We start from the raw sequence: 12,631 nt of genomic DNA on the forward strand, positions 1-12,631 counted from the left end.
ACCTAGCAGGAGTGGTCGCAATGAAGATAACCAAAATCGAGACCCTGGAAATCGACCTCTCCGGGCGGAATGGTATCGCGCTCTGGCGTCCCATCTTCGCGCGCATCCACACCGATGAGGGCATCAGCGGACTAGGCGAGGCTGCATTGGCTTTTGGCACGGCATCCGAAGCGGTCGGTCCGATGATACGCAAGCTCGCCGAGCGTTTCGTCCTGGGCAATGACCCGAACGACACCGAGACCCTATGGGAGCACATGCTGCGCCATTCTTTCTGGGCGCAAGGCGGCGGCCCGGTGATCTTTGGCGCCATGAGCGCGCTCGACACAGCGCTCTGGGACATCAAGGGCAAGGCCGCCGGGCTGCCGGTTCATCGCCTGCTGGGGGCGAAGACGCCGGAACCGCTGCGCTGTTATGCCAGCCAATTGCATTTTGGCTGGGAGGCGGAGCACCGGATGCACGATGATCCCACCGAATATCGCGAGACCGCGCAAAATGTGCGGGAGGCTGGCTATGACTGCGTCAAGCTCTGTCCGGTCTATGTCGCCCCCGGCGGCGCCCGTGCACGGCACCGCAGCCTTCTGACACCGCAACACCGCAAGCTGGCACAGGCGCGAATGGAAGCCATTCGCGAGGGGGTTGGGTCGGACGTCGACATCATTATCGAATTGAACGGGCTCACGTCGACCGCGGCCGCGCTTCAGATCGCGGATATGTTCGCCGACTTCGGCATCCTCTTCATCGAGGAACCGACCCATTACAACAGCCCCGAAGCCCATCTGAAAGTGGCGTCGCGCTCGCCGATTCCGATGGCAACCGGCGAACGGCTTTACACGCGCTGGGGCTTCCTGCCCTACCTGCAGGCGGGTGCTATCGACATGATCCAGCCCGATATCGGCCTTGTCGGCGGGATTTCCGAAGGCATGAAGATCGCGCATCTCGCGCATGCCTATGACGTCGGGGTTCAGGCGCATGTCTGCGGCTCACCGCTATCGACAGCGATCGCGCTGCAATTCGAAGCAGCGATCCCGAATTTCGAGATCCACGAGTACCACACCTTCTCACTGAAATCGTGCAATCGCGACCTGTTCGAGGAAGACCTTCAGCCGGTTAACGGCCGGTTGAAAGTGCCGACCGCGCCGGGCTTCGGGATGACGCTGAACAAGGATGCGGAAGCGCGCATGGAAATAGCCGCGGTCAGTCTGAATTAGGCGATGCGGCCCGGAAAGACAGGAGGAATGAACAGAACACAGAAACGGCACTCAATTCAGTTTCGCTAACAAAACCAATGGGGAACGAAAATGAAGAAATCTCTACTTCCGATAACACTCGGCGCCGTCGCTCTTCTGTCCGGTACGGCAATGGCGGGCACGCTCGACGAGGTAAAGGCACGCGGCAAGCTCAACTGCGGCGTCAGTTCCGGTACGGCGGGCTTTTCCGCTCCCGATGCCAAGGGCGTCTGGCAGGGCTTCGACGTCGCATTCTGCCGGGCAGTGGCCGCGGCCGTGCTCGGCGACCCGATGAAGGTCGAGTTTGTTCCGACCACAGGCCAGACCCGCTTTACCGCACTGGCTTCGGGCGAAATCGATGTGCTGTCGCGCGCGACGACCTGGACCTTTTCGCGTGACACCGACCTGAAGCTCACCTTCGCCGGCACCAACTTCTACGACGGGCAGGCCTTCCTGGTGAAGAAGGAACTTGGCGTGTCCTCCGCCAAGGACCTCAACGGCGCCACCGTCTGCATCCAGTCCGGCACCACCACCGAGCTCAACCTCGCCGAATATTTCCGCCTCAACAAGATGACCTACGAACCGGTGCCAGTTGATTCAAGCGCCGAAGGCGAGCGCCAGTACCAGGCAGGGGCTTGTGACGTCTATACGAGCGACGGCTCCAATCTCGCTTCCGTCCGCGCCAGCTTCAAGAACCCGCCGGACCACGTCATCCTTCCCGAGATTATTTCGAAAGAGCCGCTTGGACCAATCGTGCGCCAGGGGGACGAGCAGTGGGCGGATATCGTGCACTGGACGCTAAGCGCGCTGTTCGCCGCCGAGGAACTCAGCGTAACCAAGGACAATGTCGACCAGCTTGCAGATGGCTCGGACAATCCGGAAATCAACCGCCTTCTCGGCAAGGAAGGCGATCTCGGCAAGATGCTGGGGCTTGATGCCGACTGGGCCAAGCGCGCCATCGCGGCGGGTGGAAACTACGGTGAGATCTTCGCGACCAACCTCGGAGACCAAACGCCGATCCGCCTGGAGCGGGGGCCAAATGCGTTGTGGACCAAGGGAGGCATGATGTACTCCCAGCCGTTCCGGTGAGAACTCCTTGAGGCGCGCGGTTTGAAGACCGCGCGCCATTCCTGACGAAACGCATGACCGCGCTGCATCCCGCCGTCACCGGCATGGGGAATGCTGGCAACGTACTTGCAGGGATTTCGCCAATGGCAAACGCACTCACATTTCCGACGCGGGAGCCGCACCAGGCTTTTCGTCTGAGCATGCTTCTCAACGATAGCCGGTATCGCTCCTACACGATCCAGATCTTCGTGCTGATGTGCCTCATGCTGGGGATCGCCTGGCTGGTGGACAACACGGTTCGTAACCTCGCGCTCCTGGGCAAGGATTTCTCCTTCTCCTTTCTTTGGAGCACCGCCGGCTACGACATCAACCAGCGGCTCATCGCTTACGACGCGCAGATGACCCACGGTCGTGCCGCCGTCGTGGGGCTTTTGAATACCGTCGTCCTCGCTGTCCTGTCCTGCGTCCTGGCAGCGATCATCGGCGTCGCTGCGGGCGTGTTGCGACTGTCCGGCAACCCGATCGTGGCGCGGCTGATGACCGTCTACGTCGAAGTGTTCCGCAATATTCCGCTGCTGCTCTGGATCCTGGTCTTCGGGGCGATCATGAGTGAAGCCGTGCCCGCGCCGAACGCGTTCAAGGGCGAGAATGCCACGGCCAGCATGATCCTCAGTGCGGTGGCGATTACCAATCGCGGTGTGTTCATTCCCGAGCCGCTGTTTGCCCGTGATCTCGGTACGCTCAATCTGGGAATCCTTGAGCCCAGCCTGAACGCTCTTGTAATCCTGTTAGTCGTCATCGGGTGCGTCTTCGTCAATCGGGCGCTGATGCGCCATGCCAGCCGGGTGCAGAGCCAGACCGGCATCAGGCCAGCTACCTGGTGGAAGAGCGCCATCATCCTCACTGCGCCACCCCTTCTCTTGCTCTGGGCATTCGGCTTTCATCTTGGCTATCCCGAACTGCGCGGCTTCAATTTCCAGGGCGGATTGCAGCTTCGAAACTCTCTGATTGCAATGTGGCTCGGGCTCAGCATCTACACCGGCGCCTTCATTGCCGAGAATGTGCGTGCAGGCATCCTGGCCATCTCGAAAGGCCAAACCGAAGCCGCCCATGCACTCGGCCTTCGGCCCGGCAAGACGATGCGTCTGGTGATCCTGCCGCAGGCGCTGCGGGTCATCGTGCCGCCTTTGATCTCGCAATATCTCAACATCACCAAGAACACGTCGCTCGGCTTGGCGGTCGGTTACATGGACCTGCGATCGACGCTCGGTGGGATCTCCATCAACCAGACCGGCCGCGAACTCGAAGGCATGCTGCTCATCATGCTGATCTACCTGGCGCTGAGCCTGATCATCTCCGGGTCGATGAACGTCTACAATGCCCGCGTCGGGCTGAAGGAGCGTTGATATGATTGACCGCAACCCTGCCTTTGTCCGCGGCGAAATGCTGCCCGGCCGCGAGCCGCCCTCCGGTGAGACAGGCCTGCTTAAGCTGCTGCGCGAAAGTTTTTTTAAAGATGGGCTGAGCGCGGTTCTGACGGTGGCGTCACTCATCGTGCTGATCTGGATTGCACGATCCCTCTCGCCTTGGCTCATCGATTCTGTCTGGAACGCGAACTCGCTCAGCGAATGCCGCCAGATACTCGGCGGCGCGGAGGGCGCCTGCTTTGCGGTCATCCGTGATCGCTGGACGCAGCTTCTGTTTGGCTTCTACCCACCGACACAATATTGGCGGCCAGTGCTCGCCTTCGCGCTGATGCTGCTCGCGCTAGCGCCAATTCTCTTCCCGCCCGTGCCGCGCAGGCTCCTCTGGTTCAGCGCCGCCTTCCCAGGCCTCGCCTATTGGCTGATCTGGGGCGGAACGCTCTGGCTTCCCGTCTCGGCGTATGCAGGGTTTGCCGTCGGTGCAATCATGGTGCGGCTCGCGACGCGGCTCGGAAGCGGCGTTGCTATCGGGCTGGGGCTCGCCGGCGCGCTCGCCTGGTGGATCTTCGTCTCTGGCCCGGTCACGACGGTGCTCGAGCAGCTCCTTCCGCTGTCGCTCGCCCCCGTCACCTCGCGCGAAATGGGCGGTTTTCTGCTGTCGATCGTCATCGGTGTCACCGGCATCTCCCTGTCGCTGCCGCTTGGCATCGTTCTGGCGCTGGGGCGCCGGTCGACAATGCCGCTCGTGAAGACGCTGAGCGTCGTGTTCATCGAGTTCATCCGCGGCGTGCCGCTGATCACGCTGCTGTTCACCGCCTCGCTGCTGCTCAACTATTTCCTGCCGCCGGGGACGAATTTCGACCTGATCCTGCGGGTGATCATCATGGTGACGCTGTTTGCCACCGCCTACATGGCCGAGGTGATCCGCGGCGGCCTCGCGGCCCTGCCGCGGGGCCAATATGAGGCGGCCGAGGCCCTCGGCCTTGACTACTGGAAGGCCCAGCGGCTGGTCATCATGCCGCAGGCGCTCAAGATCTCGATCCCCGGCATAGTCAATTCCTTCATCGGCCTCTTCAAAGACACGACCCTCGTTGTGTTCATTGGCCTCCTGGACCCGATCGCGCTCTCCAATTCGATCCGGGCGACGACCAACTGGCAGGGGATCTATTGGGAGCTCTTCATATTCATCGGGGGGCTGTTCTTCATCTTCTGCTTTTCCATGTCGCGCTATTCGATGCATCTCGAACGCCGCCTCAAAACCGACCACCGCTAAGGAGGCCATCACGATGGAACTCAACTTTGAAACCGAGATCGACCGCAGCCGCATGCGGGTGTCGGACGAGGTCGCGATCCGCATCGAGAACATGAACAAGTGGTACGGGACCTATCACGCGCTGCGCGACATCAACCTCACTGTACGGCGTGGCGAGCGCATCGTCATCGCCGGCCCCTCGGGGTCGGGGAAGTCGACGATGATCCGCTGCATCAACCGCCTCGAGGAACATCAGGCCGGCAGCATCGTCGTTGACGGGATCGAACTGTCGTCGGACCTGAAGAACATCGACAAGGTCCGCTCGGAAGTGGGCATGGTATTCCAGCACTTCAATCTCTTCCCGCACTTGACCATTCTCGAGAACTGCACACTCGCTCCCATTTGGGTGCGCGAGGTGCCCAGGAACGAAGCGATCGCAACGGCGATGCACTTCCTGGAGAAAGTAAGGATCCCCGAGCAGGCCCACAAGTATCCCGGTCAGCTGTCAGGCGGGCAGCAGCAGCGGGTGGCGATTGCGCGTTCGCTCTGCATGAAGCCGAAGATCATGCTCTTTGACGAGCCGACGTCCGCGCTCGATCCCGAGATGATCAAGGAGGTGCTGGACACGATGATTGAGCTCGCGGAAGAGGGCATGACGATGCTCTGTGTCACGCACGAGATGGGTTTCGCCCAGGCGGTGGCCAATCGCGTGATCTTCATGGACCAGGGCCAGATCGTCGAAGAAAACAATCCGCACGACTTCTTCAACAACCCCCAGTCCGAGCGCACCAGACTGTTCCTCAGCCAGATCCTCCGGCACTGAGGTGAGCCGCGCGCCTAGCGATCCTGCTATCTCCAGACGAGGTGACCATGAATATGCATGCACAGGCGATGGACTTTGACGAGGCAATCGATCGCCGCGGTTCGAACTCGCTGAAATGGGATAGCGTTAAAGCATTCCTACCAGCGGAAGCGGCGGCTGCCGATCCTCTGCCGATGTGGGTCGCCGACATGGACTTCCGGGCACCTCAGCCGGTCATCGATGCGCTCACGCAGGCGGCGCGGGCCGGCTTATTTGGCTACTCGTTCGGCGCGCGCGACAGCTATGTCGCTGCTGTGACCGGCTGGCAAAAGCGCCGCTTCGGGTGGGCCGTCAGACCGGAATGGGTGGTGCCGGTCTCCGGGGTCATTACGGCGCTCAAGACCATTGTACAGGCCTTTTCGGCTCCCGGCGATACGGTGCTGCTCCAGCCGCCCGTCTACGCGCATTTCCAGGACGATGTGCTGATCAATGGGCGGTTTCCCGTCAGTGCACCGCTGATCCGGACCGAGACCAGCTACCGCTATGACGCGGCGGTGTTCGAGGCAGCGATCCGTCCGAACACGAAGATCTTCATCCTCTCAAATCCGCACAACCCGACCGGCAATGTCTGGACTGAGGATGAGCTGCGCAGCATGGGCGAGATCTGTGCACGCCACGGGGTTCTCGTCGTTTCCGATGAGATACATCAGGACCTGATCATGAATCCCGCTTGCAGGCATGTGCCATTCGCCAGTCTGTCCGACGCTTTTGCTGAAAACTCGATCACCTGCACCGCACCCTCCAAGACCTTCAATTTGCCGGGGCTGCAATGCGCCAATGCCTTCATTCCCAGCCCGCGTCTCAGGGCGGAATTCCAGCGCCAGCTGGAACGCAACCTGTATCCGAAGGTGAACCTTATGGGCATGGTCGCGGCAGAAGCCGCCTATAACCATGGCGAGGCATGGCTTGAAGACCTTGTCGCTTACGTCCGGGCCAACCACGCGTATTTCGCGGCCGCGATCAACGGCTTGAACGCGGGGCTCAAGGTGCTTCCGGCCGACGCGCTTTACCTCGCATGGATGGATTGCCGGGCTATGGGCCATGACGCCGAAGCGCTCGAGACGTTCATGCTGACCAAGGCGCGGCTCTGGCTCGACAAGGGGCAGAAGTTCGGCCTCGAGGGACATGGCTATATGCGTGTCAACCTCGGTTGCCCGCGCGCCACGGTGGACGAAGCGATTGCCCGGATCAAGGGTGCCGTCGCGGCCGGATAATCTCTGCCCCGACGACAAGCAAAAGCAAAGCGTAATCAAGCAGGCATCTTCAACACGTCCGGGTGCTGAAGCGGTGCTTCCTTGATCCAGATCTCGGTACCTTCAGGTCCGGTCACCGCCTGAAGCGGTTCACCTGCGGGCAGCCGGCCCCAGCTCTGCGGTTCCAGTTGCTCGGCGCCCAAGGCGAGACCGCCCGAAAGCACGAGGAATTCGAGGCCCCGGCGATTTTCGACCGTAATCATTGCGCCGGGTCGCCAGCGCTCGATCGAGACGCGTTCCTCGCCATCGTCGAAGAGGACGCGCGCGCTCTCGGCGCCTCGGCGCAAGGGCACGGTCTCGCCTTCGCCGGGCTGGCGGACGATCTGCGTGTCGTCACCCTCGCGGTATTGCCAGAGCCGCACGAAAATCGTGCAGCCGTCTTTTGAGGCCGGCACATGCGAAGTGCCCGGCGGATTACGGAAATAGCACCCCGCCGGATAGTCGCCGTGTTCGTCCTGGAACTTGCCCTCGAGCACGAGAATTTCCTCGCCGCCGCTATGGACATGGCGCGGGAAAGCGCTTCCCGGTGCGTAGCGCACGATCGTGGTGGCGCGCGCAACTTCGCCGCCGACGCGGTAAAGCATACGGCGGTCGACGCCGGCTGACGGGCTGGGGACCCAGTCGAGCTCAGCCGAATGGACGATCACCGGTCTTGTCAGGTCTTCATTGATCCGCATTGGTCTGGTCTCCTATCGTCAGCACGATCCGGAACTTCGCGTCACCGGACCTCATCTTTTCTATGGCTTCCTGGGCGCGCTCCAACGGCATGATCTCGATCACCGGTCGCACCCCTGCCAGAACGCTGAAATCCAGTGTCTTCTCGTTTTCGAACGGAGAGCCGGTGATCGAACCGATCACGCCGCGCTCGGCCCCCACCAGGTATCCCGTCGATACCGGCAGCGGATCCTTGCCGACGCCGAGCACGATGAGACGCCCCTCCGGTTGAAGGGCGGGCATCAAGGCGGTGACGGCCGTCGGATTGCCGGTCGTGGTCAGGATCGCCTTTGCGCCGCCCATGGCGTTCAGGATTTCTGCGGCATTCTCCTGTTCGGTGTCGATATAGCGATGGGCCCCGAGCCCCATCGCATCCATGGCGATGTCGGCGCCTCGACCGACCGCGACCACCCGGAAACCCATCTTGCTGGCATATTGCAGCGCCATGTGCCCGAGCCCGCCAATGCCAAGTATGGCAACGGTATCGCCGGCCTCGGCGCCAGACTTCTTCAGCGCATTGAAGGTGGCAATGCCGGCGCACAGGATCGGTGCGGCTTCCACGGACAAAAGCTCTTTCGGGACCGAGACGAGCCCTGTTGCGCGAGCGATCATCATCTCGGCATAGCCGCCGTCGCAGGACGACCCGACCAAGGGCTGGTTTCGGCAGAGATTGAAGCGGCCTCGCCGGCACTCGCTGCATTCGTTGCAATGGCCGCCGAGACGGCCGACGCCGACGCGGCTCCCCACCTCCCAGATTGATGGCGTGTTTGGGCCGAGTGCCACGATGCGACCGACGACCTCATGACCTGGAACACGAGGCGGTTTCAGCGCCGGATCGGCCCGGTCGATGTCGTTGGCATCGGCGCCGCAGATGCCGCAGGCCTCAACCGCGATCAGCACTTCGCCGGATCCAGGCGTTGGTGTCGGCCGTTCCACCAGCTCAAGCGTTCCGCCTGTGCCGACCTGCATAGCTCGATAGCTGCTCCTCATCGTACTGATCCTATGCTCTGAATGCTTCAGAGAGCGTCGTCAAATCGTGCGGTTCTGACTGGCTCAGCCGGTGATGAGTTCATTGGTGATCCGGCTCGCCGCTTCGACCGCGCCGGCCAGATAGCCCGGTTCGCTGATGCTGGTTTCGCTGCCCGCCAGCGAAATGTAATCACGCCACTTGCCGTTGACCCACGGCCGCGGGTCAGGCGTCGGATGGCCGCCCGCTTGCCTGTCGTCTGCCGTGGCCGTCAGCGGGTCGTCCGCCCAATCCTTGAAGAGGGTCGCGCGGGGACTGGCGGCTTCAGGCCCGAACATCCGAGCCAGTTGCTGGACCGAAGCGGCGATGATGGCGTCACGTCCCGCGGCAGCGCGCTCGGCCGCGGGCACCCCGACGAAGCCAAACAGCGCGGCCCTGCTCGAAGCGGTCGTCGCGTCGTGGATCTCGACGAGCGGTCCCACCATGCTTTGCGCCGTGCCGGAGAGGCCCGCGTCGCGCCAGAAGGGGCGATCGTAAAGCGCGAAGAATTTCGCATGCGGCGCCATCCAGGTCGGGGTGCGCCGCCATCGCTCCAATGTTGCAAAATCGAGCGCCGGCGAGAACAAGACTTTGGCTTCGAGCAGGCGAGGCGGGAGCGCGAAAAGCACATGCGACGCCCGCACCCTCTCGGCCAACCCGCTCGCATCGAGGTACTGCACAACGACGCTTTCGCCGTCGAGCGAGACATGCATCACCTGTGCGCCGAGTTCAATGCTCCCCACCGGCAGGCCTTCGGCAAGCTGCGATATGATCGCTCCGGTGCCCCCGACGAGGCGCATCGACCGGGGCTCCTGGCGCATGCCGCGATAGCGCTGCGGTTGTTCGTGGGACATCCGTTGAAAGATCACGTCGCCTTCGCTGTTCTGCTCGAAGGAGTGAAGCCCGAGATGATCGACGAGGTCTCCCATGGCAGGCTGCATGCCGGGCCAGAACCAGGAGGGCCCGAGGTCGAAGCCGTCGCCCGATGGCTCACCGCTGGCGTCGACGGAGAGAATTCGTCCGCCCAGGCGCTGCCGGGCCTCCAGGAGCTTGAAGCCGATGCCGGCGCCATGGAGGAGCCGGGCGGCGGTCAGGCCTGCAAGCCCACCACCAACGATCAGAATGGATTGTGACAAGGGACAGTTCCTCGTGAAGAGTAGGGGCCGGATATCCTGCCCCTCCTGCAAAGCCTGGCTCAAGCCACGGCGTAGATGCGGATCTCCGGGGCGGCGGCCAGAAGCGGCTTTAGCCCGGCCACGACGTCATCCGTGAACAGTTCGCTTTCGAGATAGGCCTTTGCGTCTTCGGCGCTGTTGAATCCGTGAAGGACCTGAACGTCGTCGTCGCGAACGAGAAGCTCCTTGGATGTCGCGCCCGCAATCTGCGAAAGGAACGGCTCCTTGTATTTCTGATAGACGCCTGCGGCGGCACGGCGGTTCTCGGCTGCGATCTGCAGTGTGATTTCAAGGTAAGCCATGATCATCTTTCAAATGTCGCTCGGCATGGTCGCCTAAAAGGGACAGTGGATTCGCCTATGGAGCGCCGTGCCGGGGTGGAAGTTTCCGGTTCGGGACACGTGCGCCACGACACCTGAATGCGGGTCGAAGGCCGACTTGACAAATGAGAGTTTCTTGTCGGCGGCAAAGAAAAACTTCGCCGGATGGCCGCTGTCGTTCGACCATGGGCAGAACCGACGTGCAAATCAGGATCGGGAGGGCGTCGCCTCGTCGATCAGCCAATCACGAAACGTCCGGAGTTTCGGCAGGGAGGCGTATTCCGCCCGATAAACGACATAATAGGCGAGCTTCGAGGGAACCTGGACCGCGGGAAAAAGCCGCAGCAAGCGCCCGGCGGCCAGATCGTCGCGTGCCAGGATGCTGCGTGCCAGTGCCACGCCACGTCCCTCGACCGCGGCTTGAAGCACGGCAGCTGAGTTGTCGATCCGCATGCCCCTTTGCGGTTGCGTTTCAGGCACACCGGCGGCCCGGAGCCACATTTCCCAGGTGATGAAACCGATGGCGGGATCGACGGAGAGGTCATGGATGAGTGTGGTTCGAGCAAGATCGGCGGGTTCGCTCAGATCTCCGAGGTTCGAGAAATGCGGCGAGCAGACCGGGAACACCTCTTCGTCCATCAGCTTCTCGGCAGCCAGTCCCGGCCAGTTGCCATCCCCGTAGCGCACACCGATGTCGACGCCATGCGCCTTATAGTCGACAAGCTTCAGGCTCGTCTCGAGCCGGATGTCGGTTTCGGGGCATCTGGCCTGGAAACGGTCGATCCGGGGAAGCAGCCATTTAGCGGCGAAAGCGGGGCTGACGGTCACGGTGAGGATGCCGCCGGTTGCGGATTCACGAAGCCGGTCCAGTCCGATCCCGAGGCGGTCGAGCCCCGCTCGAATGTCCGGCAAGGCCCGTTCGGCGTTTTCCGTCAACGTCAGTCTCGCCTTGCCGGTCGTGCTTCGATGGAACAACGGCATACCGAGCCAGTCCTCGAGCCCGCGCACCATTTGCCCGACCGCAGCCGCGGTGACACTCAGTTCTTCGGCCGCGCCGGAAAAGCTGCCATGACGCGCACTGGCTTCAAAAGCCCGCAGCGCATTGAGGTAGACTGGCGATTTCCTGTTCATGAGATCATGCGCTCCGGAACGCTCGTCGGACCGAATTCATAGGTGACCACAAGACCATGCGCCAGCGCGATCCAACTCCTCCAATCTATGGAGCTTTTGAGCCGCAGGCTCTCGGTCATCGAAAATCGACCGGTTCACGCAACGAGATCGGAGCCTGTTTGGCTATCGCCTCCCGCAAGACCGCGCTGACACGCCCTTGTGCTCAATGGCTATTACTGGGGCGCTCGAGAGCGCCCCAGAGTCTTGATTTTACGAAGCCAGGCGCTCCGAAAGAGCTTCGGCGAGCGGTACGGCAGAAGCCGGGCTCTGACCCGTCATCAGGACGCCATCGACAACGACGTTCGGCTCCCAGTTCGCCTTGCTCTGGTAATTGGCGCCCCGGTTCTTGAGTTCGTCCTCGAGCGAGAACAGCAGGTGGTGGAGCAGTTCGATCTCGGTGTCTTCAGCGTTCTTGAAGCCGGTGAGGTTCAGGCCCTTCACGAGATACTGGCCATCGTCCTTCCTGACGTCGCGCAGGATTGCGGGCGCGTGGCAGACCATGGCGATCGGACGATCCGCCTTGTGGAAGTCACGGATCAGCTTGATTGCGAAGGAGTCGGAGGCCAGGTCCCAGAGCAGGCCGTAACCACCGGGGAAGAAGACGGCATCAAATGTACTGTAGTCGATGTTGCGCAGCTTGCGGGTATTGCGGGCGGCGAACATCGCAACCGGGTCGGCCAGGAAGCGGTCGGTATAGTCGGTGGTAAACGGCGCCTTCATGCTGAGAAGGTCGATCGGGGCTTCGCCACCCTCGGGAGAGGCGAATACGACCTCGTGACCTGCGGACGTCAGAATGTAATAGGGCGCGGCCAGCTCGTGAAACCAAGTGCCGGTCTGCTTGCCACTGAGGCCCATCTCATCAACCGACGACATAATGAGGAGGATACGCTTTTGCTTGTTACCGGTGCTCATAGAATTGTTCCTTTCCGTTGGTCTTCGACCAGCTTATCGTTGCGTTCAACTATCTATCGATAGGTAGACGGCTATTACCTAACGTCTCCCGTCGCGCTTTACAATACCTATCTATCGATAGATTGAATATTTCTTTTGCGCCCCCTCAGTGTTGCCATTTACGGAAACCTGGCCTATCTACTGATAGATTGAGAGAAAGGTTTAAGGCAGTGAACGATACGACAGAGGCAATCATGGACGCTGCCGAGG

Annotated in this window: 12 protein-coding genes; 6 read left to right on the forward strand and 6 right to left on the reverse strand. The window is 61.7% G+C overall.

Translation table 11 applies throughout. The features are described from left to right. The first annotated feature begins 20 nt into the window (after nucleotides 1-20). The 6 genes from QN224_RS28720 (at nucleotide 21) to QN224_RS28745 (ending at nucleotide 7,046) form a co-directional block, all read left to right on the forward strand. The gene (locus tag QN224_RS28720) at nucleotides 21-1,208 is read left to right on the forward strand and encodes a mandelate racemase/muconate lactonizing enzyme family protein (protein ID WP_283979425.1); all 1,188 of its coding nucleotides are present in this window, start codon (nucleotides 21-23) and stop codon (nucleotides 1,206-1,208) included. Between the two features lie 90 nt (nucleotides 1,209-1,298). Then, the gene (locus QN224_RS28725) at nucleotides 1,299-2,315 is read left to right on the forward strand and encodes an amino acid ABC transporter substrate-binding protein (RefSeq protein ID WP_283979426.1); all 1,017 of its coding nucleotides are present in this window, start codon (nucleotides 1,299-1,301) and stop codon (nucleotides 2,313-2,315) included. Between the two features lie 122 nt (nucleotides 2,316-2,437). After that, nucleotides 2,438-3,700 carry an ABC transporter permease subunit gene (locus QN224_RS28730; protein WP_283979427.1) on the forward strand — a complete coding sequence of 421 codons (1,263 nt, stop codon included), beginning with the start codon at nucleotides 2,438-2,440 and terminating at the stop codon, nucleotides 3,698-3,700. Between the two features lies 1 nt (nucleotide 3,701). Next, nucleotides 3,702-4,991, forward strand: coding sequence for an amino acid ABC transporter permease (locus tag QN224_RS28735; RefSeq protein ID WP_283979428.1), 1,290 nt, complete (start codon nucleotides 3,702-3,704; stop codon nucleotides 4,989-4,991). A gap of 13 nt (nucleotides 4,992-5,004) precedes the next feature. Then, nucleotides 5,005-5,793 carry an amino acid ABC transporter ATP-binding protein gene (locus tag QN224_RS28740; protein ID WP_283979429.1) on the forward strand — a complete coding sequence of 263 codons (789 nt, stop codon included), beginning with the start codon at nucleotides 5,005-5,007 and terminating at the stop codon, nucleotides 5,791-5,793. 47 nt (nucleotides 5,794-5,840) lie between these two features. Beyond that, on the forward strand, nucleotides 5,841-7,046 hold the full coding sequence (locus QN224_RS28745; protein WP_283979430.1) for a MalY/PatB family protein: 1,206 nt from the start codon (nucleotides 5,841-5,843) through the stop codon (nucleotides 7,044-7,046). 35 nt (nucleotides 7,047-7,081) lie between these two features. Here QN224_RS28745 and QN224_RS28750 read toward each other — a convergent pair whose 3' ends face one another. From QN224_RS28750 to QN224_RS28775, 6 genes are all read right to left on the reverse strand, one after another. Next, nucleotides 7,082-7,762 carry a cupin domain-containing protein gene (locus QN224_RS28750; RefSeq protein ID WP_283979431.1) on the reverse strand — a complete coding sequence of 227 codons (681 nt, stop codon included), beginning with the start codon at nucleotides 7,760-7,762 and terminating at the stop codon, nucleotides 7,082-7,084. Then, complete coding sequence (locus QN224_RS28755) at nucleotides 7,749-8,789, reverse strand: alcohol dehydrogenase (protein WP_283979432.1); 1,041 nt, start codon at nucleotides 8,787-8,789, stop codon at nucleotides 7,749-7,751. The genes QN224_RS28750 and QN224_RS28755 overlap by 14 nt, the downstream gene beginning before the upstream one ends. A 63-nt stretch (nucleotides 8,790-8,852) precedes the next feature. Then, nucleotides 8,853-9,941, reverse strand: coding sequence for an FAD-dependent oxidoreductase (locus tag QN224_RS28760; RefSeq protein ID WP_283979433.1), 1,089 nt, complete (start codon nucleotides 9,939-9,941; stop codon nucleotides 8,853-8,855). A gap of 59 nt (nucleotides 9,942-10,000) precedes the next feature. Beyond that, nucleotides 10,001-10,282 (reverse strand): hypothetical protein, encoded by a 282-nt coding sequence (locus tag QN224_RS28765; RefSeq protein WP_283979434.1) that lies wholly within the window; start codon nucleotides 10,280-10,282, stop codon nucleotides 10,001-10,003. A 225-nt stretch (nucleotides 10,283-10,507) separates the two neighbouring features. Next, the gene (gene gcvA, locus QN224_RS28770) at nucleotides 10,508-11,431 is read right to left on the reverse strand and encodes a transcriptional regulator GcvA (protein ID WP_283979435.1); all 924 of its coding nucleotides are present in this window, start codon (nucleotides 11,429-11,431) and stop codon (nucleotides 10,508-10,510) included. Nucleotides 11,432-11,680: 249 nt separating this feature from the next. Further along, nucleotides 11,681-12,382 carry a type 1 glutamine amidotransferase domain-containing protein gene (locus QN224_RS28775; protein WP_283979436.1) on the reverse strand — a complete coding sequence of 234 codons (702 nt, stop codon included), beginning with the start codon at nucleotides 12,380-12,382 and terminating at the stop codon, nucleotides 11,681-11,683. Between the last annotated feature and the right edge of the window lie 249 nt (nucleotides 12,383-12,631).

This window comes from Sinorhizobium sp. 7-81, from assembly GCF_030124405.1.
GTDB classification, from domain to species: Bacteria; Pseudomonadota; Alphaproteobacteria; order Rhizobiales; family Rhizobiaceae; genus Sinorhizobium; species Sinorhizobium psoraleae.